This window comes from Anaeromassilibacillus sp. An250, from assembly GCF_002159845.1.
In the GTDB taxonomy this organism is placed as follows: domain Bacteria; phylum Bacillota; class Clostridia; order Oscillospirales; family Acutalibacteraceae; genus Anaeromassilibacillus; species Anaeromassilibacillus stercoravium.
The window spans coordinates 86,260-111,747 of record NZ_NFJK01000010.1 but is presented as its reverse complement, the minus strand read 5'-3'; the positions used below and the strand labels follow the sequence as shown (position 1 = coordinate 111,747).

The following is a 25,488-nucleotide window of genomic DNA, read 5'->3' as shown; positions in this document are numbered from 1 at the left end:
TCCAGTTTTCATTCTGTTTTTTCAGTTGAATCTATATATTAGAAAGGGGATTGCGGGACAGTGGACGGTTAGTTTGCAACGACCACCGTTGCATGCCGGACGACTTTGTCGCCGATCTTGTATCCCTTTTGATAAACCTGCGCAACCACGTTTTCGGCTGCGTTTTCGTCGTCAATATGGGATACGGCGTTGTGCAGTTCCGGGTTGAACGCCTCCCCTGCGGCGCCCATCTCGGACACGCCCAGCTTCTCCAGCGCTTTTTTCAGCTGCGCCTGGACCATTTCCACGCCCTTGCGCAGGTCTTCGACACTGCACTCCTGCTGCTCCAGCGCGCGCTCCAGATTGTCTGCCACCGGCAGGAACTCCAGCACAGCGGCCGCTGTCGCATCGGAATAAATCGCTGCTTTCTCGCGCTCCGTGCGCTTGCGGTAATTGTCGTATTCCGCTGCGGTGCGCAGGAACTGGTCTTTCTGTTTTTTCAGGGCCTCTTCTGCTTCTTCAAGCTTTTTCTGCATCGCTTCTTTCTCTGCCTTGGCCTTTTTCCCGCCAAAGCCTCCTTTATCCTTTTTTTCGGCCTTTTCCGTTTCCTGGGAAGCCTCCGGCTCCGCGTCGGTCTGCGGGTCTGTTCCGGCTTCTGTCTGCGGATTCTTTTCCTCCGTATTCAACTGTCCGGACCCTCCTTCGTTTTAAATTGCGCCATTTGCGCTCTATCAAACACTAAAAGTCATAGTCCATCAATTCGGTGAGCATCTTCCCAACCGCGTCGGAAAGATATTCCATATGGGCGATCACCTTCGCGTAATTCATGCGCATCGGGCCGATGATCGCCAACGCGCCGGCGTCCTTGCCGCCGACGGTGTAGCGGGAAATCACCACGCTGGAATCCTTGAGTTCCAGGCGGCCCGTCTCGTCGCCGATGAGCACCTTCACGTTTTTGCTGCGCTGCTCCAACAAGCGGTTCAACTCGTCCGCATGCGCCAGGAAATCCATCATCCGGCGCGCGGTCAGCGAGAGCTCCGGATAGAAGAGCAGGTTCGTCTGCCCTTCCATGCAGATTTCCGCCTGCATGGAATCCCGCGCCACGTCGAGCACCGCCATAAACGCGGACGACATCAGGATCGCCATCTCCCCCATCGAGGCCGCCATGTTCTGGATAAAGGCGGGCGTCACTTCCGAAACCGGCATCCCTGCCAATTTCTCGTTGAACACCCGGAAGAACACCCGCAAGATCTCCTGCGACAGGTCAAAGTCGCAGTGGAACACGCGCGTCTTCATGGTCCCGGCGGAGGTCATCAAGATGACCATCGCGGTGCGGCGGCTGGTCTGCACGAATTGGATCGCGCGGATATTCGCCCCGCGGCCGCTCGGCGTTGTGGATACCGCCGCAAACCGGGTGGCGGCTGCCATCACCCTAGAAACACCGTCCAGCAGTTTTTCCGGGTCATAGGCGCTGGAGAGCAGCTGGCTGTCCAGATAGCGTTTTTCTTCACGGGTCACGGGCTTTTTCTTCATCAATGAATCGATGTACACCCGGTACCCCATTTGGGTGGGAACCCTGCCCGCCGATGTGTGCGGCTGGTCCAGAAGCCCCATCTCCGCCAAATCGCTCATTTCATTGCGCACGGTGGCGGAAGAGACTGCAAAGTCGAGGTTGTCACAAAGCGCCTTCGAGCCGACCGGCTCGCCGGTGGCGACATACAGTTCGACGACCGCCGCCAGAATTTTTTTCTTGCGTTCGCTGAGTTCCAACCTTCCCACCTCTCTTGTTTGGATTCTGGGTTTAGCACTCTTTTATATCGAGTGCTAACTCTAGTTATTAATTTATCATTACTTTGCCCGGTTGTCAATAAGATAAATGTAAATTAATTATGAATCTGCAATAGAGAAACTTAGCAATTTGCCAAAAGGACGAATATGGCAACAAGGTTTCCCTTCCCTGAACCGGTCCTCGCGCCCACCGCCATGCTAATAAATAGAAAAAAGGCCGCACAGACCGGCCAAACCGCCAAATCTACACAACCTTTTGTATATTATTTTTCACTTATTACGTTTCGTATAAAATCTCCGCCAAAAGTGCGTTGGAAACCAAAAACCCCTTCCGGGTAAACCGGAAACCCTCCGGCCAACACTCCGTCAGGCCAACGCGGGCATACCGCTGCGCCGCACGTTTCCATCGCTCCGGAATGGGCTCGCCAAAGCGGTCCCGGTAGCGCGCCTCCTGTAAGCCCTCTGCCAACCGGAGTGCCAACATCGCATATTCCTCCGGCCCACCGGCGGGAATCTCCGGGTCGGCGTCCTCCTCCGGCGCTTGCCCTGCCAAAAACGCGCGCAGGTCGCGCGCCTCATAGAAGCGCTTCCCGTTCAAAAAGGAATGCGCGGCCGGGCCAAGACCGAGATATTCCTCGCAGTGCCAATACTTCAAATTGTGCCGGCTCTCAAAGCCCGGCCGGGCAAAGTTGGAAATCTCATACTGCATCAGGCCGTGCCGCTCCAATTCCTCGCAGGCTGCTTCGTAGAGGGAACAGGTCTCGTCCTCGTCCGGCAATTGCAGCTGCTCCCTGCGCTGGTAAAAGGCCGTGCGCGGTTCGATCTTCAACAGATAGGCGGACACATGCGGCACCCCCAGTTCCGCGCAAAACGCTGCGGAACGCCGGGCGCTTTCCACCGTCTGCCCCTCGATGCCGAGCATCAAATCGAGCGAGATGTTTTCGATCCCCGCTTTGCGCGCCGCCGCCACCGCTTCGGCCGCCTGCGCCACCGTATGGCGGCGGCCCAAGCGTTCCAACTCCCGGTCGTCCGCCGACTGCATCCCGATGGACAGGCGGTTGCCGCCCGCTGCCCGGAACCCCTGCAAAAAGCCCGTTAAATCCACGCCGGGGTTGACTTCCGCGGTGATCTCCGCCCCATCCAGTCCAAAGCAGGCCATCGCCTGCCCGATGAGGCGCGCCACCCGTTCGCCGCCCAACAGCCCGGGCGTCCCTCCGCCAAAGTACAGGGTATCCGCCGGGCGTTTGGTTTTATCCGAATTGTATTTTAATCTATCAATCATACAATCTGTATATAAATTAAGGGAATCCTCCGAGGCATGGACGGAATAGAAATCGCAATAGGGGCACTTTTTCTCGCAAAACGGCACATGCAGGTATAAACCGATCTTATTCATCCAGCTTCAGCACGCTCATAAACGCCTCCTGCGGCACCTCGACCGTGCCCAGCTGGCGCATGCGCTTCTTGCCTTCCTTCTGCTTTTCCAGCAGCTTCTTCTTTCGGGTGATGTCGCCGCCGTAGCACTTCGCCAGAACATCCTTGCGCAGCGCTTTGACGGTTTCGCGCGCGATGATCCGGCCGCCCACGCACGCCTGGATCGGCACCTCGAAGAGCTGGCGCGGGATCTTCTCGCGCAGCTTTTCCGCCATCTTGCGGGCACGCGGGTACGCCTTGTCCGCGTGGATGATAAACGAGAGCGCGTCCACGACCTCACCGTTGAGCATGATGTCCAGCTTGACCAGGTTGCTCTTCTGGTAGCCCGCCAGCTCATAATCGAAGCTGGCATAACCGCGGGTGCGCGATTTCAGCGCATCGAAAAAGTCGTAGATGATCTCATTGAGCGGCAGCTCATAATGGATATCGACGCGGTCCGTGTCGATGTAATTCATATCCTTAAATACGCCGCGGCGCTCCTGGCAAAGGTCCATAATATTGCCCACATATTCCTTTGGGGTGTAGATATGGGCGTTCGTAATGGGTTCTTCGGCCTGCGCGATCAGCGACGGGTCGGGATAGTTGGTCGGGTTGTCGATGGCGATCATCTCGCCGTCGGTCTTCGTGATATGGTAGACGACGCTCGGCGCGGTTGTGACGATGTCCAAATTGTATTCGCGCTCCAGGCGCTCCTGGATGATCTCCATATGCAAAAGCCCCAGGAAGCCGCAGCGGAAACCGAAGCCCAATGCGACGGAGGTCTCCGGCTCAAAGGAGAGTGCCGCATCGTTGAGCTGCAATTTCTCCAGCGCGTCCCGCAGGTCCGGGTATTTCGCGCCGTCCGCGGGGTAGATGCCGCAGAACACCATGGGCTGTACCGCGCGGTAGCCCGGCAGCGGCTCCTTCGCGGGGTTGTCCACGCGCGTGATCGTATCGCCGACCCGCGCTTCGCGGACCGCCTTGATCGACGCCGCGATATAACCGACCTCGCCCGCCCGCAGGCAGTCCATCGGCTCGAAGCTGGTGGCGCGCATATAGCCGCATTCCACCACGGTAAATTCGCTCCCCACGCTCATCATCCGGATCGTATCGCCCGGATGGACGGTCCCGTCCTTGATGCGCACATGGGCGATGACGCCCTTATAGGCGTCGTAGTAGGAATCAAAAATCAACGCGCGCAAGGGGGCATCCTCGTCGCCCTCCGGCGGCGGCACCTGCTTGACGATCTGCTCCATCACCGCGTCGATGTTGATGCCCATCTTGGCGGAAATGCAGGGGGCCTCGTCCGCCGGGATGCCGATCACGTCCTCGATCTCCTGCCGCACATGCTCCGGCTGGGCGCTCGGCAGGTCGATCTTGTTGATGACCGGCACAATCTCCAACCCTGCGTCCACGGCCAAATACGTGTTGGCCAATGTCTGCGCCTCGATGCCCTGGGAGGCGTCCACCACCAGCACCGCGCCCTCACATGCGGCGAGCGAGCGCGATACTTCATAGTTAAAGTCCACGTGGCCGGGCGTGTCGATCAGGTTGAACACATAATCTTGATCGTCCTTCGCGTGATAGACCAATGTCACCGCATGGGCCTTGATGGTAATGCCGCGCTCGCGCTCCAGGTCCATGTCGTCCAGGATCTGGTCTTCCATGTCGCGCAGCGCGACCGATTTCGTCTGTTCCAATATGCGGTCCGCCAGCGTGCTCTTGCCGTGGTCAATGTGGGCAATGATGCTGAAATTCCGGATCCGTTCGCGTGGTATTGCCAAATGAATCACCGTCTCTTATCTCAAAAAGTTCCATACAGCCTAACCCTGTGGAGAAAGCTATAAAATCGGCCATAATAATGTATTATACCACAGAATGGATTCCTCTTCCAGACTTATAAACCGGTGTTGCCGGAAAGCCGGTGTTTCTATCCTTTTAGGGCAGATCGAAACCGATTATTTGTAAAACAAACGGGAACGTTCCCCCTCAAACCTCCCCAAGATCAAACTCCGCATAGTACGTCTCCCCATTAAACGTATTCCCATAACGGTAGTGGCCTTGCGTGAGTGCTTCCTTCCCATAATAATTGACCGGGTGGATGCGGTGCTCGCTCTGGGAGTGCGGGGCCGCGAGGATCCCGATGTCGTGCCACGCCGTATCCGGGAGATATTCGAGCATCTCCCATTTGCCGTTGTCCGAGAGGCGCTCCAGCCAATACGCTTCCCCATAGCTGAATTCCTCGTCCGTTCCGTTGTGAATCTGAATGACGATCTCTTCCGGGGCAGCCGGAAGAGCGCCTTCCCCAACGGAGAGGGAAAATTCCCCGTCGTATGCGCCGGGGTCCTCGGAAGACGCCGGGTCCGACACGGAGGAAGACGGGTCCACATGGTGGGAAACCGTCTCCGGCCCTTCGATGGCGCTTGTTGTACAGCCCACAAGCGCCGCACAGATTCCCAACCATACCATTGTGCAAAGCATTCTTTTCATTTGGCATTCCTCCTTCTATTCAGAATACCGCCCGAGAAAAGAAATTTTTTCAAATTTTCCACCGAACCTTACCATTTTGTGGAGAACCAACCGCAAATTCGTTTTGCCCGCAAACGTGTACCCGGCCTGCAAACGGGCCCATTTCCCTTCCTCCTTTTGCCGGGCCGCAATCCTCCCCCAAACTGTATAAAATGGCAGCCCTTTCCTCATACTAACCATGAGGTGAAACATATGGAATACGTTTGGGCATTTGTCGTCGGCGGAGCGATTTGCGTCGTCGGACAGCTGTTGATCGATTACACCAAACTGACGCCAGCCCGCATCCTGGTTTTATTTGTCACATTGGGCGTGGTGCTGGGCGCTCTCGGCATTTACGAACCGCTGGTGGAATTCGCAGGCGCGGGCGCAACCGTCCCATTGACGGGATTTGGCTATAATATGGCGAAAGGGACGCGGGAAGCCATCCAGGAGCAGGGGCTTCTGGGGGTGTTCACCGGCGGCGTAACAGCGGGCGCCGCAGGGATTGCCGCGGCGGTGTTCTTCGGCTATTTAGCCGCCATATTTTCAAAACCCGGAGATAAGAGCTAACCGGTACGTCCGGTACGGGAAGTTTGCCTACCGCGGCCTGCGTATCCTGCAGGGGCGCGTGATCGGCATGCTGCTTTACAAGCTGATGAAACACATCTATGAAAAGACGCGCCGCGACATCGAGCGTTGGCGCGAATTCCGGAAAAAGCGCAAAAATAAAACGGGCAGGTAATCCACCTGCCCGTATCCTTTCCCAATGAAGCCAGGAATGGATAGCCCGTCCCTTATTGAATCGAGCAATCCAGATAGTGCTCAAGCTCCTCTTCGTCCTTGCGCTTTTTTTCAAAAAAGAGGACGACGGCCACAGCTGCAGCAGCAACAGCCGCAAGAGCAGAAACGATCGTGATAAAAACAGCAAAATTATTTCCTTTTTTCAATGTGAGCACCTCCATTTGTAAATACAAGCCCGGCGGGACGAGGGGTTCCACCGCAGCGAGGGACTTGTTGATACAACCAAATTGTTATCTATATGATAACCGTTTTCCTACAAAAAGTCAAATGAAATTGCTTTTGGAAATGATTTCCCGTAAAAATGAGAAAAAGCAGAGCATATGCTCTGCTTTCAGCTTTTCCTCGCCTATTCGACTTATGCCTGTGCAGCATTCAGCTTGCGGACGAGAGCGGACTTCTTTCTCGCGGCAGCGTTCTTATGCAGGATGCCCTTTGCAGCCGCCTGATCGATCTTCTTCACCGCAACACGGACGGCCTCCGCCTTGTTCTCCGCACCGGTCTCCACCGCATGGTTCGCCTTCTTGATCTCCGTCTTCAGGCTGGAGTTGAATGCTTTATTGATAAGCGTCTTTGTAGCAGTCACCTTCACGCGCTTCTTAGCAGATTTAATATTCGGCATGGTTCCACCTCCTTTGGTGCTGTCATGTAGTTTTTATTCTACCATCAAGGTTCTAAAAAATCAAGCTTTTTCTCAAAAACCTGCACGGCTACCGAAAATTAAAAAAAGGAGAAATGTATATGGAATACCGCACCGACCTTGCGCTGGAATACACGGAGCCAACGAGCCAGCGCGTTGAGAAACGGAAAAACTGCACCATCACGCGCATCCGGGAAAACGGAGCGGACTACATCACGTTGGAAGTCCCGGCCATTTCCGACCACATCGACAGCGGGGACGAGCTGCTGCACCAGCTGCGGGATGAGCTTAGCGCCCTGCTCCCGGAAACGGGGCTAGTGCTCGTGGCGGGCCTCGGGAACCGGGCGATCACCCCGGACGCCCTGGGCCCACAGACCGCCGAGCAGGTATTGGCAACGCGGCACATCCACGGGGAAATCGCACGCATCACCGGATTGGACGGCCTGCGCCCGGTGGCGGTGGTCAGCACCGGCGTGTTGGGATGCACCGGCGTAGAAACCAGGGAACTCCTGACCGCATTGGCGCGGGAATTCCGGCCCTCCGCGGTGATCGCGGTGGACGCCCTCGCCGCGCGCAGCCTGGGGCGCTTGGGGTGCACCATCCAGCTGAGCACCGGGGGGATTTCCCCCGGCTCCGGCGTCAACAACGCCCGGCCGCAGCTCAGCCGTGAGACATTGGGCGTGCCGGTCATCGGGATCGGCGTCCCGACCGTCGTGGACGCAGGCACGCTCGCCGCCGACCTATTGGGACGCGCCGCCCCCAAAGACAAGGTTTCGCCGCGCGGCGCAAGCATGGTCGTCACCCCGCGGGAAATCGACCTGCTCATCACCCGCGCCGCCCGCATGGTCGCCATGGCGATCAACACCGCGCTCAACCCCACCCTTTCCGTAGAGGAGTTTTCCATCCTCGCAAGCTGAGCGGGAAAAACCGCCTTTCGGCCATAGGGCTCGTCTGTCCCTTCCCTTTGCATTTGACATTTTTTCAAAGCATCCCCCGCAAGGTCTGGATTCCCATGGCCCTGCATACACATTAAGAAGCACGGCTATGGTTTTGCGCTTCAAAAGCTGTGGCAAATCGGTTGAATGGCGGGGGAATGCAAAATATGAGAAATTGGCGACAATATGGACTGATGTTTTGCTCTGCGGTGCTCGCCGCTGTAGCGGTGTTCTGTACGGCTACCCGCCTGCCGGAACTGCACGCAGGCGATGCGGCGCTCGCAGCGGCGGGGTTCATCCTTCCGGGCGGCGCGGCGGAAGCATTTCGCACAGAGCTCTCCGAAGACGTTGCCGCCAGCGCTCCGGAATCCTCCTCACAGGCGCCGAGCTCCTCCAGCAAACCGGCCGCCAGCTCGTCCAGCAAGCCGGTCTCCTCCTCCGCGTCGTCGGGGACCGTCAGCGAAACGGTCACCGGGACAGTCCGGGAGATGAGCATCAGCAATTCCGGCATACAGTATGAGAATATGTGGGTCAAAAACACAAACCAATACCACGATATCGACATTGCTGCGGAATTGGCCAAGCAACCGGCGGTCAAAATGAAAAAGGACGGCACCAAACAGATTTTGATCTACCACACGCACACCACGGAAGCGTTTGCCGGTTCCTCCCGCACACAGGACAATTCCCAAAACGTGGTGGCGGTCGGGGAGGAAATCAAAAAGCAGCTCGAAGCCGCCGGGTTCGGCGTGGTACACGACACCACCTGCCACGACTACCCCAGCTACAATGGCTCTTATGACCGCTCCGGCGAAACCATCCAACGCAATCTGGAGAAATATCCCGACATCCAGGTCACCTTGGACGTCCACCGCGACGCCATGGGCACGCAGGACGGCATGCGCATCAAGCCGACCGCCCTGATCAATGGGAAAAAAGCCGCCCAGGTCATGATTATCTCCGGCTGCGACGACGACGGCACCCTGGGGTTTCCAAACTGGGAATACAACCTCCGCCTCGGCGTCCGCATCCAAAAAAGCCTCTCTGACCTCTATCCCGGTCTGGCGCGGCCGCTCAGTTTTTGCCCCAAAAAATACAACGAGCACATGACAAAGGGCTCCCTGCTGGTCGAGTTCGGCACGGAGGTCAACACCTTGGAGGAGGTCAAATACTCTGGCCAGCTCTTTGGGAAAGCGCTGGCGGAAACCCTGGAACAACTCACATAAGCCTTTGAAAGGATAGGACGTATCATGAAACGGAATACAAACGCGCGCATCTTTGCCGTATCGTTTTACACAACGCTCTGTGTGTTGGTCCTGGCGATCGGTATCTTAGAAGTGGACTACTACTCCCGTCAAACCGGATTTGGCGACGATCAGACCTTGATCCATGCGCTGACCGGATGGGATTTGCACCTCTAACCGGATTGTTCATAAAAAATTCACCTCTGGGCGCGGCTTCGCCGGGGTTGGTTTGGTTGCTTTCTGTTCGAAATATGCTATAATAACTTGTAACGTGTCGGATGCACGCGATCCGGCAAAATCCCCCATTCGAAGAGATTCGCCGTCCATTCCCACGGTGGGACCCTGCGGCCTTATGCCGACGCGCCCTGCTGGTTATCTCAGGAGGTTTCAAATTTGAAAAAACATAACAGAGCTTTTTTGCTCGTTTTTACGATACTGTTTGGCATGGTTTCCACGTTTGGGACCGTTTCGTTTGCGACCGAAACGCCTGTCGATCCGTCAACCAATACGCAGCAGGTCATCGGCCGCACGCCGGTATCTGAACCGCCCGCGGCTGACCCCACCACACCAGTTACCGACCCCACTACCCCCACCGGGGACCCCACTGTCCCGACGGGAGATCCCACTGCGCCGGTCGTAGAACCCACGCCGGACCCCACCGCACCGTCTTCGGAGACGCCCACCACCCCCACGGAGCCGTCCACGCCCGAGCAGACAACGCCGCCCGTTACGGAGCCGCCTGCGACAACCCCTTCTTCGGAGCCGCCGGCACAGCCGGCACAGAACTCCGAGAATACGGATACGCAGCAGCCTTCGCAGACGCCGTCTACCACCAATCAAAACCGTCGTCCTACCACTTCCCGTGAAGATCCCGAAGAGGAAGAAGAGGAGGAATCCTCGTCAGAGACTCCTTCCGAGCCGGAGGAATCCTCCAGCTCCGTCTCCCTTCCCTCCGTCAGTGTGCCGGACGACAGCAGCCTGCTCCCCTCTTCCAGCATGGCCCCGACTTCCAACCGGACGCTCAATTGGATTGGCATCATTGCGTGGGTCTGCATCGGCCTGGGCGTGATTGTCGTGGTGATTGTCATCTTGAGCAACCGTAGGCCGCCGCGCGGCGGAAGCGGGCGCAAGCGTTACCGCAGGCCGAAACGCCGTAAAAAGCATTTATTGAATGATAAATATTATCGCAATTTAAAATATTAAACCGTTTGCAGGCCCCTATGATTGGCGTGGGGGCCTGTTTTTTCTATAAAAACATCGCTATACCAATCATTTTTCTATAAATTCTGGATAGAATTTTAAAATGCAATTTTACATTTCACACAACTCCGCTAATTATTCCAGTTTAATTCTATGTTCATTTAGCCACCGTTTGGTTGCATTTTCGTGTTTTTGGTACTACAAAATAGTAGCATAGAGTAAAGAGGTGGAACCATGTTTTTCCAACGCATCGAAGACTTGCGGATCGACCACGACAAGACACAGCAGGAGATTGCGGACGTGTTGAGCTGTAAACGGGAGGTCTATCGCCGTTACGAAAAGGGGATCCGGGAAATCCCGGTCTGGGCGGTCCTCAAGCTTGCTACATATTACCACGTTTCAACCGATTATATTCTGGGATTAAGCGATCAAAAAGGAGGGGCATATGAGTAGGAAGGCAATCTTCTTTGATATTGACGGCACCCTGCTCTCCTCAAAGAATGAGCGGCACTTTTTTGTTCAACCTAGCACATGGAAGGCGCTTGAACAATTAAAGCAAAAGGGGCACATTGTCGCCATTTCTTCTGGAAGGCCGGAGCGGTTTATTCATAAATATTTCCCAGGGATCTTCTCAAATTATGTTGCCATGAACGGGGCGCACGTTGTTGTGGATGGGAAAACCGTCTTCGAAGAATTCTTTTCCCCCACCGAGGTTCGGGAATTTATGCAGTATTTCGACCAGTATGGATGCTGGTACAATTTTGTTGGGAACAGCCGGGGATGGGCCCGCCATGTCCCACCGGAGCAGATCGAACCGCTGAACGAGAGCTACGGCATGCCCGGATACCTGCAAACCGAGTGGGAACCGGAGGACGTCCATGCCAGCATCATCGACTTTGTATTCCGGGACGATGCGCACTATGAGCAGTGCAAGCCCGCCTTTCAGGAACCGATGGTGCTCAACAAGCACCCGGGCAGTCTGGCGGCAGACCTCTCCTTCAAGGGCAAGGATAAATCCCGCGGGGTCAAGATGTTCCTGCAGCAGGCGGGCATCGCCCCGGAGGACGCTTATGCGATCGGCGACGGATACAACGACATCACCATGATGAAGGTGGTCGGGCATTCCATCGCGATGGGGAACGCTGTAGACGAGCTGAAGGAGGTCGCGGATTACGTCACCGCGGACATCCTCGACGACGGCCTTTACAAGGCTTTTGAACACTACGATTTACTTTGATCATCCCTTTGTTTGAACCTCAGGAAACAAAACGGGCCTCTTAAACCTTTCCGGGGGTTGCACAGGCCATGGAAGCCCTGCTACAGCAGGGCTTCCCACACACTTTTCAGACACCCACACAAAAAGGGCGCCAAAAACGCTTGTAGCTGCGTTTTTGGCGCCCTTTTATGTTGTTTATTTCCCCTGCGCACCTTTTTGGCGCCGGGCGCGCAATTCTTTGAAAAAGGCGGTCAGCACCCCCGCGCATTCCTCCTCCAGCACGCCGCTGGTCACCCCCGGCGCATGGTTGTACGGAAGCGCAAACAGGTTGACAACCGACCCGCACGAACCGGCCTTCCGGTCCCTGGCGCCGAACACCAGCCGGGGGATGCGCGCATTGATGATCGCCCCAGCGCACATGGGGCAGGGTTCCAAGGTCACATAAAGCGTACATTGCCACAGCCGCCAGCCCCCCAAAGCGCGGCACGCGCCGTCGATGGCCTCCAGTTCCGCATGGCAAAGCGCATTTTTGCCAGTCTCCCGCCGGTTTCTCCCCCGTGCAATCACACGGTCTTGATAGACCACCACCGCGCCCACGGGAACCTCCCCCTCCGCGGCAGCCTCCCGTGCGAGCTCCAACGCCTCGCGCATAAACGCTTCATCCCTGTTTTCCAGAACAAGCCCTCCTTCAGGGTTATAAATACATCATCATCACACAGGACAACACGCAATAGCCGAACAGCACCAGCCCGCCCGGGTTGACGACCAACTTGACAAACTTTTGCCCGGCTGTCAGAAGGCTATTGGGCTTGTGCAGGTGAAAGAACCCCTTTCTGCGCAGGGCCAGGAATACAACCGAGGCAATCCCCAAAAGCACCCAGGCGGAAAAGGCGATCAGGTACACGGCGTTTGCCAGCACGTCGCCCTGGTACCATTGCAGCAGTGTAATGGCAGCCGAAAGGCCGTTGTTCAGGAAATGGATGGCAACAGACACCCAGAGGTTTCCAGTCTTGACAACCACAAAGGCCAACGCCAGCCCACAGAAAAAGGCGAACGGCAGCTGGACCAGATTTCCGTGAAACATACCGAACAGGAACGCGGAACCAACAATGGCAAACCCATCCCCGAACCGGCGCAGTCCATGCAGAACGGCACCGCGAAACACCAGCTCTTCCACCAGCGCCGGGATTACTGCCAACGAAATAACATACAGCGCCTGGATGGACGGTTCACCCGTGAGCGGGGAGTCCGGCACGGTGCCGTTGTAGCCCGCCCATTCCAGGAAGTCCATCATCCAGTTAGCCGGGAAGTTGGCCAGCATACACACGCCCATCCCCAAAAAGACGCACGCCAGCGCCGTGCTGAACCGTGTCTTTTGGAACGGCAGCACCTGCTGCAGCGGCAGCCGTTTGACGGCCATATACAGGAGGGGCGGCAGTGCAAACGCCAAAAGATACGTCACCCCATTGACCAGATAATACAGCAGGGGCGTATATCCGCTAAACTGCAATTCGCCCTGCCAACGGTATCCGATCATGCGCAGGAAGCTGCTCTCCACGGACGGCAGCGCCGCCATCAGCAAAACCACCAACAGCAGCATCCAGCTCAAGCCGCTGGCCGTTTTTCCCAGACGGTGTTTCTCCTCACGCCTCTGCTCATAAAACGGGTCCATCTCAACCTGCGAATAGGGCGTGTACATGGGATTTTGTTGCGGTACATATGGATGATCGTAATTGGCCAATTTCAGCCCCCCTTTTTGACAAAACAGTTTATGTTTAAATAAAAGGTATTATAGCACACTCGGAGCTATCCCGCAAGACGCGGGCCGGCTCCAATTCTTTTCATCAGGGCAAATATACCGCGCCTGTTTCAGGAACAGAAGGCGGCCTTGACCCGGCTCGCCATTCGATGGTACAATCGGAACGGCCGTTTTTAACCGGCCCCCACAGAACCACATGGAGGAAAGGTAGTTGATTCCCATGTACCAGGGCGCTGTATTTTTTGATGCGGACGGGACATTGATCGATGGGCCGTCCGGCATCATTGCCCCCACTGAAAAGACAAAAGAGGCCATCGTGCGTTTACGTGAACGAAACATTCTCACCGTGCTCGCCACCGGCCGTTCGAAATGTTATGTGCTCCCCAGCCTGCTCCTGTTTGACTGTTACATCACGGCAAACGGCGCGCGGTCCGAAGCAAATGGGACAGTGATCCACAACCAGGTCCTTGCGCCGGAGGCGCTGCGCACCCTCGTGGCATACCTCGATGCGGCGGGGATCAACTCCGTCCTAGAAGAACCCGACTATTGCTATTGCCGGGATCTCTCCGAGGAGTATTTCCAGGGGATGATGCAAAAATATGCGTTCCCCATCGACCGCTTCCTCCCCCTGCAATCGCTGGAGGGCCTGCGCATCAACAAGCTGATGGTCACCTACGACCGGATGGACAAGCGCGACCGCTTTATGCGCGACTTTGGCGACCGGTACGACATCACCGACCAGCCTGGCAACCAAGCCTGCGACGTCGGACAGCGCGGCGTCTCAAAGGGACTGGGCGTTCAGAAGGTCCTGGAGCATTTCCAAATTCCAAAAGAAAATGCCTATGCATTCGGGGACGCGGACAACGACTATGAAATGTTCCGCGCCGTCGGGACCGGCATCGCTATGGGCCGGCATACCCCCAAGCTGGGGCAGGTGTCCCGCATGGTCACAGGGACGGTCCAACAGGAAGGTATTGCTACAGCGCTGAAAGAATTGCATCTCATCTAACAGAAAGCGGCTGTCCGGTAGGGATAGCCGCTTTTTCCCATGACAAAAAGAAGCCCCTGGATTCCAGGGGCTTTCTTGCACATTAAAGGACCAACGAAGGCGCTGCATAGGTGCGCGCTGCCAACTCCTGATCCAACAAATACAGGGATTTTGGATCACTGCCAAAGAGCTCCATCTTTTTCAGGAGGTCTTCCGCGTTCTTCTCTTCCTCGCCCTGCTCCTTGACAAACCAGTCGAGGAACTGCATGGTCCGGAAATCCTTGACCGAGTAGGCCGCGTCGTAGATGGCGTTGATCAAACCAGTGACATACCGCTCGTGCTGCAATCCTTTTTCAAGCACGGTCATATCCTTATCAAAATCCTGCTCCGGGCATTCAATGGCTTCCAGCGTAACCTTCTCGCTGTTGTTCTTCACATACTGCAAGAACAACATGGCATGGTCGCGCTCTTCCTGCGCCTGAACCTGATACCAATTTGCAAACCCATCCAAATTCCGGTCCGCAAAATAATTAGAAAACGCCAGATACAGGTAGGCCGAATAAAACTCTTTATTGATCTGTTGGTTTAATAGGTCCTTTACTTTTTCATTCAACATAAACCAATCACCTCCACCGCTATTATAGTACAACATAAATCCCTCTGCAAGGCAGAATCCCGCCGAATTTTGGGAGCGGAGTGGCCGGTCCGGGTCCCAGCGATTTCTCTGCCTGGCTTTTCTCTGGGAGGCCCCAGCGGTTCTCCGCTCTCAGCTTCACCAGGAAACGGTTGCGCGCAACGCGGGAAGCCTCCTGAAAAGCCTCCTATCACGTTTTTTCCCCTTTGGAATAGAATGGAGAAAAAGCCTGAAGGCGGTGATTGCTTGGACAATCCGGTATTTGCAATCCTTGAGCCGCTCGTGCTCGTCACCGCGCTCTCGGTGGACGCCTTTGTCGCCAGCTTTGCCTATGGGACCAATCAAATCAAAATTCCCTTCCGCTCCGTTGCGGTCATCAGTGGGATTTGCAGCGCCATCCTGGGGGTTTCGTTGTTTCTTGGTTCTCTGGTGCGTCCGTTCATGCCGGAGCATCTGGCCGGGGTGCTCTGTTTTTCCATCCTGTTTCTGCTCGGCATCGCCAAACTGTGCGACAGCGCCATCAAATCGTTGATCCGCCGCTCACAGGGAATCCACAAAAAGATTTCCTTCTCGGCCATGCATCTGCGCTTTATCCTGGATGTGTACGCCAACCCAGAGAACGCGGACAGCGATTGTTCCAAAAGCCTTTCCGCCGTGGAAGCCGCACCCCTGGCCATCGCGCTCTCCCTGGATGGTTTAGCGGTCGGGTTTGGCGCGGCCCTCTCGGAGGCCGCCCCCCTCCGCGCGGTTCTTTTCTCCTTAGTGGCGAATGTCATCGCCGTATGCGCAGGGTGCTTGACCGGCAACAAGGTTGCGGAAAAAATTCCTCTGGACCTCTCGTGGGTCAGCGGCCTTCTCCTGATAGTACTGGCCTTTTTAAAGCTTACATAGGCCAGCTGCGTCCGCCCTTTCGATCGACGAACCCTTCTCTCGAAAGGGTTTCCTACAAGGCGGGACCTCTTTTCCATTCGTAAAACCTAAAAAAGCCGCGCAGTGCATGCACTGTGCGGCCTTTTGGAAGGGGCAGTAAAAATCGATCTGTTCGGCGCGGATACGAAGTTTTCGGCAAAACAAAAGCCTGGAGCGCGAATTGGCTCCAGGCCCTGGCCGGATGGCACCCCCAGTAGGAATCGAACCTACAATTAGCCCTTAGGAGTAGACCCGATACGACATCGGGAAGTGGCATCTAATGCTTAAAAATGCTTGGAAATACAAGGTTTTTCAGCATTTCAAATCCCATCTGATACTACGCTGTGATAGCTAATTCAGAGGGATTTTACACCGTCCGATTGGCTCGAAATTAGCAAGTCTTTCGATTTTTGGTGGACGTTGCAAGTGCAAGTAAATGTCACTATGTAACTTCTCGTGATGCGAAATGATAGGAAATCCTATTCATTCTCGTGTGAGGGTGCGGGTGTCCTTAGACACAGATTTCAGTCTGTTTTATATATCATTTCAAAATGAATTTTTCAACCAGAATTATTAAGAATTTCAAAGGTTTTTCAGACTCAATGATTCTATGTAATTTAGACCCGCCGAAGCAGGTCTTTTTTTATTTCAGCATAATCTCTCTATCCTCAGCGCCGAGCATATAAGCACCCTTGGCAAAAGCATCCCTTGCAAGAAGCTCTGCTACATCAACCCTATCGAACAGCATCCATATTTCTTTCTCTTTCGGAGTCAGTTCATGGCTATGGTCAAACAAATGCTCAAGTCCCAATCCTTCAAGCAATGCCGACTTTGCTGCTTTGTATTCCTCAGCTCTGCCAACATATTCGTCGTTCCTTTCCTTGGAAAATGCCTCGATATTGTCAGCTCTCAGATGCTCGTAATACTCGTCCATAAAGATTCTATCCATACTCGTTGACCTCCATAACAAAAAAATAAGGGCAGACCCTTTTACAGCTATTGTAGCTATGTAAAAGGATCTGCCCTTGCAGTTACTATAATGTTTTTGCCAGCGACTTCAGGAGTGCTGCCATTTCCGGATTTTGCAGAAGCTTCAGAAGAAGTTCTTTATCATCAGCGGAGCTTTCCGTTGCGGCTGGTTGAACCGGCTCAGGCGTTGCCTGTCTGCCTGAGTAGAACGCAGCTTCCATTCTTTCAGCGTTCAGTCTGCGGTCATCGTCGATGATATGGGAGTAAACATCCGCTACCATCTTGACCTGTGCATGACCGGAATCGCCTTGAACGGATTTCATATCGCCGCCGTTCAGCTTCAGCTTGTAAGTGATACTGGAATGTCGGAGACTATGGAAAACCACTTTCGGCAGTCCCTTCTCCTCAATCAGCTTATTGAAAGCACGGTTGATAACCTGCCCCTCAATCGGCTTGCCATTGGAAGAACAGAAAACCAGATTGAAGTCTACGAACTCGTCACCGAAAAGGTCTTTCAGTTCTTCGATGTCAGCCTTTCGCTGTACCAACATTTCCGCTACGGTTTTCGGTAAGAACACCTTGCGGACACTTGTTTTGGTCTTAGGAGTTTTGAGAACCAATGCGGTATGCGTACTGGCGAAGGTCGGTGGGAACTTGAACATGATGTCCTTACCGTCCAGATCTGCCATCGCTTCACGATTTACTCTCTGCAACTCCTTTTCAACGAAGATGCTTGCCTGACCAAGTTCAATACTGGTGGGGGAAATGTCAATACAGTCCCAGGTAAGCCCCAGAAGCTCGCCCATTCGCAGGGAACAGGAGAAGGCAAGGTTAATAGCCAGACGAAGAATATCATCGTCACAGGCTTCCAGAGCCTTCTGGAGCACTTCTGCTGTCCAGATATCCCTGGTCTTGTGTTCTTCTTTCGGCAGCGTAGCGTGCTCCACAGGGTTTCTGGTCATCAATTCCCACTTGACCGCTTGATTGAAAGCATTTCGCAATGTCTTGTGAACCTCTCGGACAGTATGCGGAGTCAGATATTCTGTACGGGCTTTTACATACTTAGAAGAAACCGCTTTGACAGAAAGCAAATCTCGGTAATACTTGTCCATGATTCTCGGCGTGACATCCTCCAGCTTCATATCACCGATGAGGGGACGAATATAGTTTGCAATCAGGCTCTTTCTGCTTTCATAGGTAGACATCGCCCAGGTGTTCACACCATAGATTGACATATACTCATCCAAAAGATCATTGACGGTTTTAGCAGAAGGGGGAATAAAGGTTCCGGACTCCTGCTCATATTCAACCTGCAACTTCCTTTTCTTTGCTTCGGCATTCGTTTCAAAGGTTTCCCACTTCTGACGCTTGTTGCCGTTCTCATCGGTGTATGTATAAACCACAGAATACTTCTTTTTTCTCTTAACGATAGATGCCATGTAATCAGCTCCTTTCCTGTCTATCTTCCGCTAACTGGTAGCGGGTCTGATTGTGATACCATTTTTCAAAGCTCTCTTTGGTAGCTCGCTTATACCTGCCAACCTTGATAAGCTCAAAATCTTCATTGGCAACGATATAGTAAATGGTCTGACGATGTACCCCAAGCATTCTTGCCATTTCCGGCAGACCGTAGGTGGATGCCATAATATCTGCATCCAGTTCCTGATCCTCTACCGTGCGGTAATCGGTTTGAGAAGCATACCATCTTTCAAAGCTCTCCTTTGTCACTCTGCGCTTGCCCAGGACATCGACCACATCAAAATGCCCTTTGGCAACCAGTTCGTAAGCAGTCGCTTCTTTCAGCCCAAGGCGCTGTCCAAGCTCCTCCATTGAATATGTAGTTTTCTTCAATTCCTCGCCGGGAGGGGTTCCATCGACCTTCTGGTATTTGAACTGATTGGCATACCATTCTTCAAAGCTGTCGATCATCACCCTCATGGTGTTGCCGACAAGAATGGTTTTGAAGTAATTCTTCTTAATGAGCCAGTATGACTCCGTTTTACCAAGACCGAGCATCCTGCCCATTTCCAGAACAGACATACTCGTGCGTTTTCTCATTTCCGCCATCGTACAACCTCCTATGTAAAAAATGTAGCCATGTGTTTCTTGTCATGGCTACATTTTATCGAACTCTCAATATGTTTTGAAGTTTGTCGCCGGGTTGTACGACGCCCTTGACAAATCTTACATTTGATGATCCAACCACTCATCAAAACTCTTTTTGGAGATTCTGATACTGCCACCGATGCGGACGCTATGGAAAACTTTCTTTTTCACAAGGTTGTATGCGCTGGTTCTGCTGATGCCCAGAATATCCTGAATCTCATCAACCGTATAGGTTCTCTTATCAAACTGAACTGCGTTAGCAGCCATCGCTTCTTCGGTGCGCTGATTCATGGCAGCGATTCTTTCTTCAAACATTTATGTTCACTCCTTCGCTCTCTTTGCTTTATGTTTTGGGGAACGCTTTTTCAGCTGTTCCATTGCCAGGCTGACAGATAAGGCTTTCTCAATCGCTACCATTTCACGGGGCGTTACCTTACCTAAGTAATTATCAATCCTGCTTTTATCAATGGTACGAATCTGTTCCAGCTGAACAACGGACGCTTCTTTGAATGCAGGATTGTCGTAAATAACAAAGTGCGTCGGCATATTCGCTTTCTTATGGATTCTGGTGGTGACCGTTGCCACAATCAATGTGGGAGCGTGTTTATTACCGGTATCGTTCTGAATGACGATAACCGGACGGATGCCGCCTTGTTCCGACCCAACTACCGGGTCCAGCTTGGCGCAATAAATATCACCACGGCAATATACCCAATTTTCTTTCATCATGTGCCATGACCTCCTTTCGTTGGCTATGTAATAACTGACTGCCAGAAAGGAATCAGGCAGTCAGTCCAAAAGTCTATGTGTCCCATATTTGCCACGCACCCCTGGGAAAGAGGGCTTACGCCCTCAGGGAATCACCGAACGACTGATTGCGAATCAGTTCCATAGGAATCTAACCTCTGCCGGGTTCTCCGCCAGCTCCGTAGAGAAGTATCTTTAATCCTGTTGCTTTCATGGCCGTATTGGGAGCAACCCAATATTTACAAGCCAGTATTGATCGCTGGCATCGGGAGAGAGACAAGCGCTTAATTTATAGAAGAAAGTCGTTCTGTTTCTCTATCCGATACGTCTCGGCGTACCGCTGATGTGGCTGATGCTCTCGCACCGGCAACAGGAACGTATTCGATGACTGTGTATTCAGTTTTCAAGGATCAAGCAGCCGATTTTCTTTGGCTGTATCTAAATTGTACCTGTTCCTCATGCAAGTTTTTATTGCCTCGTAGGTATAGTTTTGAGGTTATTCACGACCTAAAAATATGTAATCAAGGGTTGTCTCAAAGCGCACAACCAGTTCGATTGCCAAATCAATAGAGATACCTCTGTTGCCGGTTTCAATTCGTGCAATGGTGTTTGCGGCAACACCTAACTGCTCCGCAAGCTGTTCCTGTGTAAGCCCATGTTCCTTTCTCAAGGCTTTAATTCTTTTTCCGCTTTCAACCAAGTCGTAATACATTTTCGTTCCTCCGTGTTTTTGAATTTGTGAAGTTGCAAAATCAAAAACAGCGGGAGGAGATCGTGCCCGATTCTCAATACCCTTTGCCATCTGCCTGTCCTCCTTGCAGGCATAAAAAAAGAGCCGGAGTAAATTACTCCAAGCTCTCGTTCATGCCTTTGTGTTAATTATGGGGGAAAATAGGCAGGTATAAAAAAAGCCCCGTACCCATTACAGGCACGAGGCGTAACTCTCTCTATTCAATTTTATGCCGCTATCTCCCAGCATAGCCATTTTAACACTGGACAAGTCGGACTTTCAGTAGGGGAACCGTCGTATTTTCATCGGATTTTAGTCGGACTAAAATCCTGTCTTAGCATTCACAATAACACAATGCTTCTTCCTCCCGGGCACTTTCCAGGAAATCTTTCAATTTAGGAATGGCTGTTCCCCAAAGTGACAGACCAAATAACAGTATCGCTTCTTTCTTTCGGTCATAGTAGGTGCTGCGTTCCATATTCAAAACCTCCAGCATTTCTGATTCCCTGTACTTGAAGCGGTTGAGATATGCCTTTGAGATAATCTCACAGTACAGAGCGCCTTTATCTGGATATTCTCTGATTTTCAACATAGCCATATCTACCAGTTCAATGATCCACTTTGTCTCAAATAAGCTGCGAATGCGTTCTTCAAATCGTTCTCTCGCTTCATCCGGAGCAAAGTTCTCCAGATAAATCAATGCACCATCTAAGCTGTCACCGTAAGTACAAATAAGGGTATCACATACATCATTCGCACGATCAATGGTAGACCAGCACACCTCTCGATATATGGATAAAATCAGCTTTGCTCTTTCATACAGAACCTTCTCGTCAATGTTCTGCATCCGGCAAAGCATTCGAATACTGCTTAATACCTGTGTATTATATCTGCTCATTCAGAATCTCCTTTCAGCCTAATCCATAAAATAAGAATTCCTTTCTAACTCCTGTCACTTGGCTAAAGGGAAACAAATACCATGGGACAAGAATGACTATAACTTCCGATATTTGATTAAAATAACAGAAGTGAAATCGGAAGTTCTTGACTTTATAAAAGTTCCGATATATAATTAAGTGGAATTAAAACTTCTGTTATGATTCTTATTATAGCATTTTCCAGAAGTTTGTCAACAAATAATCGGAAGTTACGAATAAATATTTTTTGAAAGGAAGGATACTACCATGACATTTGGAGAAAAAATTAAAGAAGCTCGTTTGGCTATGAACCTATCTCAAACGGAGCTTGCCCAGATGACCGGCATTTCCGAAAGATCCCTTTACACCTATGAGCAGCTCGGAACACTCCCCAGAAAAAGCAACATCAGAAAACTTGCTGAAGCACTGCATATCTCTGTGTCCTATCTTTTGGACGAATCTGAAACGGATAGCCAGAGCCATATAGATCAGGATATGTTTATTTTAGAGGCAAAGGAAAACTTCGGTTCAAAAGGAGCAAAAGAAGCTCAGGAAGTGTTGGGTCGTGTAAATTCTCTGTTTGCCGGTGGAGAATTGGACGAGGACGCAAAAGATGTATTCTTCCAGGCGATTATGTCAGTTTATATGGACTCTAAGAAAACAGCACGGGAAAAGTACACTCCGAAGAAATACAGAAAGCATAAAGATAAAGAGTAAAATCCTCAAGCACAGAATATGTTTTCTGTGTGCGATTCGGAGGTGAAGCAAATGAAAACGGCAGAGCATATCATTGAAACTGTCGATAAGCTTGTGCGAAAATATCACACCAGAGACCCTTACGAGCTATGTCAGCTGTTAGGTATCAAAATCCACTATTACGATTTACAGAAGAAATTGAAGGGCTTCTTCTATTACCAGTCCAGACAAAAGAATATCGTGATAGATCACAATGTGAACGGTATCCTGGAGCGTATATTAGTCGCACATGAATTAGGACACGCTGTCCTGCATACAAAAATCGCTATGATGCACGGCTTTCAAGAAATGGAAGTTTTTGATGATAGATCAATCGAAGAAAATGAAGCAAACTTCTTTGCGGCGGAGCTTCTGTTAGAAGATGGGAAAGTCCTGGAATGCCTTTCGGAACACACATTTTTTGAAACGGCTAAAATGCTCTATGTACCGGCAGCATTATTAGACTACAAATTCAGCCTGCTCCACGAAAAAGGAGAGCTGGTAAATTCGATGTATATTCGTAAAGCAGATTTCCTGAAAGAAGATCTTCATGCCTACGATAACGACATTGGTTATGGCGATATATGAATATCTATTTTTATATCTTTACAGAAAAAGTCCACCAGTACGATGCGTAGTGCATCATGACTGGTGGACTTTTTGCTTCTTAAAGAATCAGTATATTGTGCTGCAAAAAAGAACCCCATAGCAGTTCACTCTGTACCGTCAATGGGCTTCTTTTTCATTATATCAATCAAGCTCCGCTTTTTTTATCATCTCTTGCTGGTCAATCAAGACATCAATCAACTTTCCTACGGTTATCAATGTTGTTACATTACACTTTTTCAGTTTTGCAGCAATCTCATTATCAATGATGCTGTCGCATTTTGCATATGGGGTATCCAGTAAAAAATAGTCAAAGTTCTTTTCCAAGACGAATGCCAGTTTTAGAAGCATTGCCAAAGAAACTTTCGTCTGTCCAACTTCAACATGGCTCATATGATTGTTCGAGCAACCAACCAACGCACCCAAATCAGCCTGACTATAACCCTTTTCCAGTCGGGCAGCTCTAATGCGCTGACCAATCTTAACGTAATCAATTTCCGGTTGCGTTTCAATCACCTCCATGCTGTGTATGATTCTGCTATACATTATAAAATGTACCAAAAATCTCAACAACCAACATCGGGTGCAAGTTGCATTTATAAATGCAATATGATAAAATTTTATAGGCAGATTGCATTAAATGATAGAATCTTAACTTCCAGTAGAAGTTGACACTCAATCGAAAAATAAATGCTCAAAACGGGCAGGAAATCAAGAAATTTCTTGATTTCCTGCCCATTTCTTGTTATAATAATTGAGTAGGTATACATACTCAATATTTGAGTGAGAAACGATTATGTATTATGATTTTTTGGTTAAAATTCCTGCGAAAAAAGGAAAGATTTTTGAGCGTACCATAAAGGGTGTAACATACATTAACTATGAGTATGACAGGGTATATAAGCCGGACAAGAAATATAACATTCCCAAGAGAACCACGATAGGAAAAAAGTGTGAAGATGATGATACCATGATGTATCCTAATCCGAACTTTATGAAATATTTTCCTGACGCACAGCTTCCTGCGGATGAGGGACGGGATGAGCGGAGCAGCTGCCTAAGAATTGGAACCTTTATGGTTATAGAAAAACTGATGATGGAAAGCATGGTGGAAAACATCGTGTCCTCCATTTATAACAATGACAAAGGGACAGGTTTATTTCTTGACCTGGCAAGCTACTATCTGACAACAGAGAATAATGCCGGGGGTTCACTTAGATAAAGATACCACATCAATCCCACGCTGACTTTTGCTCAACCGATACAGCCGGAGGGCTGGATAACAAGAAAAGGCGGTATGCGCCCCGTGGAGGGGTAGCGTACCGCCTTTTCTTGTGGGGGTTTCCAAAGGGGGCAACGCCCCCATTTGGCACACGACTTTGCGAAGCAAAGTGTAGTGTGTTATACGCTCTGTCGGCGTTGCCGTGAAAATGCCGTTGCCGCCGGGGAGGGCAAGGGCATTTGGAGCGGCAGGAAAACAGGGCTGTGCTTGCGTGGCGTAGAGCCGTAAGCACAGGTCTGGTTTCAACAGCAGACTGGGCGTATATGAAAGCCCCCGTCCCTCGTCCTATGCTCCGACTTGTGGACAAAGTGTCCCGAAGTTGTGGCTACACTCCCGGAAAAGTAACAGGACAGCGGGCAACCGTCAAGGCTGAAATGAACGGGCTTACACCCGGCCTTGACCGCCACCCGCCGTCCCACTGAATGGGTGAACAAGGCGACCAATCCCTCAAAGTGCTTGGCCGCTCTCTTTCTGATTTTGGAGTGTTTCTTTTCTCATAATTGAAATGGGCGGGAAGCCATTTTAGGGCTTTCCCGCCTTGATTGCCCATCAGCAAAGCCAGACGGGACGGTCAACGGCGGCGCATGAAATGCGCCGTTCATCTTGACCGTTGACTGGCTTTGCTATTTCTCTGATAAATGAAATTTCGATTTTTAGAAATCGTTTAAGATAGCAATGCGGCTCCACTTGAAATTTTTTCTTTTACTGCAAAAACAGCCTCTTGGATAGAATAGGTTGTCGTTTCTATAACATTCGATTCATATATCCCCAAATTACAAAATTGCTCCCACATTGTTTCTACTAATTCAACATTTGTTTTTCTGTCTAATTTTGAACGTTCCACAGCTCGTTTCATAGTTTCTTCTTTACTGGCTCTTAAAACAATATAGTGTACTTCATAATCTTCTCGAACAAGGGCTCTCCATGGTTCTAAAAACCACGGCCCGACAATTCCATCTACAATTACATCATATCCGCCGCGGGCATAGCGCTTTGCAGCTTCTAAAAAGGCTTCAATGACAACTAAATTTTGTTCGTTGGACTCTGGTAAATGCGGCGGTATTGCTCCTTTGCTTAAATAATGAAAAAAGTCGTCTGTGTGCATATGCACAGATTTATCCATGTTCGATTCTTTTGCGACAATCGACGCAGTTGTTGTCTTTCCTGTTCCCGGCGAACCTGTAATCACAATAATTCTTCCTTGATTCATCTACATTCTCCCTCGCAATTCAGATTTACCGCTCTCTTTCTGATTTTGGAGCGTTTCTTCTCTCAAGATTGAAATGGGCGGGAAGCCATTTTAGGGCTTTCCCGCCTTGATTGCCCATCAGCAAAGACGGGCGGGACTGTCAACGGCGGCGCATTTATGCGCCGTTCATCTTGAC

Annotated in this window: 30 protein-coding genes and 1 pseudogene; 12 read left to right on the top strand and 19 right to left on the bottom strand. The window is 51.5% G+C overall.

Annotated features, from left to right (window positions below):
- Positions 1–68 precede the first annotated feature (68 nt).
- The 5 genes from grpE to B5F54_RS10540 form a co-directional block, all read right to left on the bottom strand.
- Complete coding sequence (gene grpE, locus B5F54_RS10560) at positions 69–665, bottom strand: nucleotide exchange factor GrpE (protein WP_087233977.1); 597 nt, start codon at positions 663–665, stop codon at positions 69–71.
- Between the two features lie 52 nt (positions 666–717).
- Positions 718–1,749 (bottom strand): heat-inducible transcriptional repressor HrcA, encoded by a 1,032-nt coding sequence (hrcA, locus tag B5F54_RS10555; RefSeq protein ID WP_087233975.1) that lies wholly within the window; start codon positions 1,747–1,749, stop codon positions 718–720.
- A gap of 295 nt (positions 1,750–2,044) precedes the next feature.
- Complete coding sequence (hemW, locus tag B5F54_RS10550) at positions 2,045–3,163, bottom strand: radical SAM family heme chaperone HemW (RefSeq protein ID WP_087233973.1); 1,119 nt, start codon at positions 3,161–3,163, stop codon at positions 2,045–2,047.
- Complete coding sequence (lepA, locus tag B5F54_RS10545) at positions 3,156–4,964, bottom strand: translation elongation factor 4 (protein ID WP_087233971.1); 1,809 nt, start codon at positions 4,962–4,964, stop codon at positions 3,156–3,158. The genes hemW and lepA overlap by 8 nt, the downstream gene beginning before the upstream one ends.
- A 205-nt stretch (positions 4,965–5,169) precedes the next feature.
- Positions 5,170–5,670 carry an immunoglobulin-like domain-containing protein gene (locus tag B5F54_RS10540; protein WP_087233969.1) on the bottom strand — a complete coding sequence of 167 codons (501 nt, stop codon included), beginning with the start codon at positions 5,668–5,670 and terminating at the stop codon, positions 5,170–5,172.
- Positions 5,671–5,901: 231 nt separating this feature from the next.
- Between B5F54_RS10540 and spoVAE the strand changes: the two genes are divergently transcribed.
- Positions 5,902–6,258, top strand: a complete 357-nt coding sequence (gene spoVAE, locus B5F54_RS10535; RefSeq protein ID WP_087233967.1) for a stage V sporulation protein AE — start codon at positions 5,902–5,904, stop codon at positions 6,256–6,258.
- Positions 6,259–6,482: 224 nt separating this feature from the next.
- Here spoVAE and B5F54_RS17645 read toward each other — a convergent pair whose 3' ends face one another.
- Positions 6,483–6,635: a hypothetical protein gene (locus tag B5F54_RS17645; protein WP_162838196.1), complete on the bottom strand. Its 153-nt coding sequence runs from the start codon at positions 6,633–6,635 to the stop codon at positions 6,483–6,485.
- 209 nt (positions 6,636–6,844) lie between these two features.
- On the bottom strand, positions 6,845–7,108 hold the full coding sequence (rpsT, locus tag B5F54_RS10530; RefSeq protein WP_087233965.1) for a 30S ribosomal protein S20: 264 nt from the start codon (positions 7,106–7,108) through the stop codon (positions 6,845–6,847).
- Between the two features lie 119 nt (positions 7,109–7,227).
- Between rpsT and gpr the strand changes: the two genes are divergently transcribed.
- From gpr to B5F54_RS10505, 6 genes are all read left to right on the top strand, one after another.
- Entirely contained in the window at positions 7,228–8,043 is an 816-nt protein-coding gene (gene gpr, locus B5F54_RS10525; protein WP_087233963.1) for a GPR endopeptidase, read from the top strand.
- Between the two features lie 185 nt (positions 8,044–8,228).
- A complete protein-coding gene (gene spoIIP / locus B5F54_RS10520; RefSeq protein WP_242969680.1) occupies positions 8,229–9,287 on the top strand; it encodes a stage II sporulation protein P in 1,059 nt (352 codons plus the stop codon).
- Positions 9,288–9,311: 24 nt separating this feature from the next.
- Entirely contained in the window at positions 9,312–9,482 is a 171-nt protein-coding gene (locus B5F54_RS17640) for a hypothetical protein (RefSeq protein WP_172749687.1), read from the top strand.
- Between the two features lie 216 nt (positions 9,483–9,698).
- Positions 9,699–10,508 (top strand): hypothetical protein, encoded by an 810-nt coding sequence (locus tag B5F54_RS18275; protein WP_087233959.1) that lies wholly within the window; start codon positions 9,699–9,701, stop codon positions 10,506–10,508.
- 231 nt (positions 10,509–10,739) lie between these two features.
- Positions 10,740–10,958 carry a helix-turn-helix domain-containing protein gene (locus B5F54_RS10510; RefSeq protein ID WP_087233957.1) on the top strand — a complete coding sequence of 73 codons (219 nt, stop codon included), beginning with the start codon at positions 10,740–10,742 and terminating at the stop codon, positions 10,956–10,958.
- Positions 10,951–11,742 carry a Cof-type HAD-IIB family hydrolase gene (locus tag B5F54_RS10505; RefSeq protein WP_087233955.1) on the top strand — a complete coding sequence of 264 codons (792 nt, stop codon included), beginning with the start codon at positions 10,951–10,953 and terminating at the stop codon, positions 11,740–11,742. The genes B5F54_RS10510 and B5F54_RS10505 overlap by 8 nt, the downstream gene beginning before the upstream one ends.
- 174 nt (positions 11,743–11,916) lie before the next feature.
- On the opposite strand, the gene tadA is transcribed toward B5F54_RS10505, so the two are convergent.
- Together tadA and B5F54_RS10495 are read right to left on the bottom strand one after the other, a co-directional pair.
- Complete coding sequence (tadA, locus tag B5F54_RS10500; protein WP_275532235.1) at positions 11,917–12,396, bottom strand: tRNA adenosine(34) deaminase TadA; 480 nt, start codon at positions 12,394–12,396, stop codon at positions 11,917–11,919.
- Between the two features lie 19 nt (positions 12,397–12,415).
- On the bottom strand, positions 12,416–13,462 hold the full coding sequence (locus B5F54_RS10495) for a CPBP family intramembrane glutamic endopeptidase (RefSeq protein WP_087233951.1): 1,047 nt from the start codon (positions 13,460–13,462) through the stop codon (positions 12,416–12,418).
- 238 nt (positions 13,463–13,700) lie between these two features.
- Here B5F54_RS10495 and B5F54_RS10490 point away from each other — a divergent pair, with 238 nt between their 5' ends.
- Complete coding sequence (locus B5F54_RS10490) at positions 13,701–14,489, top strand: HAD family hydrolase (RefSeq protein WP_237966672.1); 789 nt, start codon at positions 13,701–13,703, stop codon at positions 14,487–14,489.
- An 82-nt stretch (positions 14,490–14,571) separates the two neighbouring features.
- Here B5F54_RS10490 and B5F54_RS10485 read toward each other — a convergent pair whose 3' ends face one another.
- Positions 14,572–15,084: a ferritin gene (locus B5F54_RS10485; protein ID WP_087233947.1), complete on the bottom strand. Its 513-nt coding sequence runs from the start codon at positions 15,082–15,084 to the stop codon at positions 14,572–14,574.
- A gap of 264 nt (positions 15,085–15,348) precedes the next feature.
- Between B5F54_RS10485 and ytaF the strand changes: the two genes are divergently transcribed.
- Complete coding sequence (gene ytaF / locus B5F54_RS10480) at positions 15,349–15,993, top strand: sporulation membrane protein YtaF (protein WP_242969679.1); 645 nt, start codon at positions 15,349–15,351, stop codon at positions 15,991–15,993.
- A 661-nt stretch (positions 15,994–16,654) separates the two neighbouring features.
- Here the strand turns inward: ytaF and B5F54_RS10475 are convergent.
- The 7 genes from B5F54_RS10475 to B5F54_RS10445 form a co-directional block, all read right to left on the bottom strand.
- Positions 16,655–16,960 (bottom strand): hypothetical protein, encoded by a 306-nt coding sequence (locus tag B5F54_RS10475; protein ID WP_002304425.1) that lies wholly within the window; start codon positions 16,958–16,960, stop codon positions 16,655–16,657.
- An 85-nt stretch (positions 16,961–17,045) separates the two neighbouring features.
- Positions 17,046–18,419 carry a site-specific integrase gene (locus B5F54_RS10470; protein ID WP_002304423.1) on the bottom strand — a complete coding sequence of 458 codons (1,374 nt, stop codon included), beginning with the start codon at positions 18,417–18,419 and terminating at the stop codon, positions 17,046–17,048.
- A 4-nt stretch (positions 18,420–18,423) separates the two neighbouring features.
- A complete protein-coding gene (locus tag B5F54_RS10465) occupies positions 18,424–19,047 on the bottom strand; it encodes a helix-turn-helix domain-containing protein (RefSeq protein WP_002304420.1) in 624 nt (207 codons plus the stop codon).
- A 117-nt stretch (positions 19,048–19,164) separates the two neighbouring features.
- Positions 19,165–19,401: a helix-turn-helix domain-containing protein gene (locus B5F54_RS10460; RefSeq protein ID WP_002304418.1), complete on the bottom strand. Its 237-nt coding sequence runs from the start codon at positions 19,399–19,401 to the stop codon at positions 19,165–19,167.
- Between the two features lie 6 nt (positions 19,402–19,407).
- The gene (locus tag B5F54_RS10455; protein WP_002304415.1) at positions 19,408–19,812 is read right to left on the bottom strand and encodes a type II toxin-antitoxin system PemK/MazF family toxin; all 405 of its coding nucleotides are present in this window, start codon (positions 19,810–19,812) and stop codon (positions 19,408–19,410) included.
- Positions 19,813–20,329: 517 nt separating this feature from the next.
- Entirely contained in the window at positions 20,330–20,635 is a 306-nt protein-coding gene (locus tag B5F54_RS10450) for a helix-turn-helix transcriptional regulator (RefSeq protein ID WP_002304413.1), read from the bottom strand.
- Positions 20,636–20,897: 262 nt separating this feature from the next.
- A complete protein-coding gene (locus B5F54_RS10445; RefSeq protein ID WP_002304412.1) occupies positions 20,898–21,461 on the bottom strand; it encodes a hypothetical protein in 564 nt (187 codons plus the stop codon).
- Between the two features lie 286 nt (positions 21,462–21,747).
- Here B5F54_RS10445 and B5F54_RS10440 point away from each other — a divergent pair, with 286 nt between their 5' ends.
- A complete protein-coding gene (locus B5F54_RS10440; RefSeq protein WP_002304411.1) occupies positions 21,748–22,197 on the top strand; it encodes a helix-turn-helix domain-containing protein in 450 nt (149 codons plus the stop codon).
- Between the two features lie 51 nt (positions 22,198–22,248).
- Entirely contained in the window at positions 22,249–22,803 is a 555-nt protein-coding gene (locus B5F54_RS10435) for an ImmA/IrrE family metallo-endopeptidase (protein WP_002304410.1), read from the top strand.
- A 162-nt stretch (positions 22,804–22,965) separates the two neighbouring features.
- On the opposite strand, the gene B5F54_RS10430 is transcribed toward B5F54_RS10435, so the two are convergent.
- Entirely contained in the window at positions 22,966–23,343 is a 378-nt protein-coding gene (locus tag B5F54_RS10430) for a helix-turn-helix domain-containing protein (RefSeq protein WP_002578940.1), read from the bottom strand.
- 274 nt (positions 23,344–23,617) lie between these two features.
- On the opposite strand from B5F54_RS10430, the pseudogene B5F54_RS10425 reads away from it, so the two are divergent.
- Positions 23,618–24,028, top strand: a pseudogene (locus B5F54_RS10425) (IS1634 family transposase); the annotation flags it as partial.
- A gap of 739 nt (positions 24,029–24,767) precedes the next feature.
- Here the strand turns inward: B5F54_RS10425 and B5F54_RS10410 are convergent.
- Positions 24,768–25,313, bottom strand: coding sequence for an AAA family ATPase (locus B5F54_RS10410; protein ID WP_002578721.1), 546 nt, complete (start codon positions 25,311–25,313; stop codon positions 24,768–24,770).
- Between the last annotated feature and the right edge of the window lie 175 nt (positions 25,314–25,488).

Excerpts from the sequence above, each read along its gene's own strand:
- B5F54_RS10490 (WP_237966672.1), top strand. The coding sequence starts at position 13,701 with ATGTACCAGGGCGCTGTATTTTTTGATGCGGACGGGACATTGATCGAT.
- B5F54_RS10430 (WP_002578940.1), bottom strand. The coding sequence starts at position 23,343 with ATGGAGGTGATTGAAACGCAACCGGAAATTGATTACGTTAAGATTGGT.
- B5F54_RS10445 (WP_002304412.1), bottom strand. The coding sequence starts at position 21,461 with ATGAGCAGATATAATACACAGGTATTAAGCAGTATTCGAATGCTTTGC.
- B5F54_RS10485 (WP_087233947.1), bottom strand. The coding sequence starts at position 15,084 with ATGTTGAATGAAAAAGTAAAGGACCTATTAAACCAACAGATCAATAAA.
- B5F54_RS10450 (WP_002304413.1), bottom strand. The coding sequence starts at position 20,635 with ATGGCAAAGGGTATTGAGAATCGGGCACGATCTCCTCCCGCTGTTTTT.
- B5F54_RS17640 (WP_172749687.1), top strand. The coding sequence starts at position 9,312 with ATGAAACGGAATACAAACGCGCGCATCTTTGCCGTATCGTTTTACACA.
- gpr (WP_087233963.1), top strand. The coding sequence starts at position 7,228 with ATGGAATACCGCACCGACCTTGCGCTGGAATACACGGAGCCAACGAGC.
- B5F54_RS10455 (WP_002304415.1), bottom strand. The coding sequence starts at position 19,812 with ATGAAAGAAAATTGGGTATATTGCCGTGGTGATATTTATTGCGCCAAG.
- B5F54_RS10540 (WP_087233969.1), bottom strand. The coding sequence starts at position 5,670 with ATGAAAAGAATGCTTTGCACAATGGTATGGTTGGGAATCTGTGCGGCG.
- B5F54_RS10510 (WP_087233957.1), top strand. The coding sequence starts at position 10,740 with ATGTTTTTCCAACGCATCGAAGACTTGCGGATCGACCACGACAAGACA.
- B5F54_RS10435 (WP_002304410.1), top strand. The coding sequence starts at position 22,249 with ATGAAAACGGCAGAGCATATCATTGAAACTGTCGATAAGCTTGTGCGA.
- B5F54_RS10440 (WP_002304411.1), top strand. The coding sequence starts at position 21,748 with ATGACATTTGGAGAAAAAATTAAAGAAGCTCGTTTGGCTATGAACCTA.
- B5F54_RS10505 (WP_087233955.1), top strand. The coding sequence starts at position 10,951 with ATGAGTAGGAAGGCAATCTTCTTTGATATTGACGGCACCCTGCTCTCC.
- B5F54_RS10475 (WP_002304425.1), bottom strand. The coding sequence starts at position 16,960 with ATGGATAGAATCTTTATGGACGAGTATTACGAGCATCTGAGAGCTGAC.
- hemW (WP_087233973.1), bottom strand. The coding sequence starts at position 3,163 with ATGAATAAGATCGGTTTATACCTGCATGTGCCGTTTTGCGAGAAAAAG.
- spoIIP (WP_242969680.1), top strand. The coding sequence starts at position 8,229 with ATGAGAAATTGGCGACAATATGGACTGATGTTTTGCTCTGCGGTGCTC.
- rpsT (WP_087233965.1), bottom strand. The coding sequence starts at position 7,108 with ATGCCGAATATTAAATCTGCTAAGAAGCGCGTGAAGGTGACTGCTACA.
- B5F54_RS10410 (WP_002578721.1), bottom strand. The coding sequence starts at position 25,313 with ATGAATCAAGGAAGAATTATTGTGATTACAGGTTCGCCGGGAACAGGA.
- B5F54_RS10465 (WP_002304420.1), bottom strand. The coding sequence starts at position 19,047 with ATGGCGGAAATGAGAAAACGCACGAGTATGTCTGTTCTGGAAATGGGC.
- B5F54_RS10470 (WP_002304423.1), bottom strand. The coding sequence starts at position 18,419 with ATGGCATCTATCGTTAAGAGAAAAAAGAAGTATTCTGTGGTTTATACA.
- spoVAE (WP_087233967.1), top strand. The coding sequence starts at position 5,902 with ATGGAATACGTTTGGGCATTTGTCGTCGGCGGAGCGATTTGCGTCGTC.
- B5F54_RS10460 (WP_002304418.1), bottom strand. The coding sequence starts at position 19,401 with ATGTTTGAAGAAAGAATCGCTGCCATGAATCAGCGCACCGAAGAAGCG.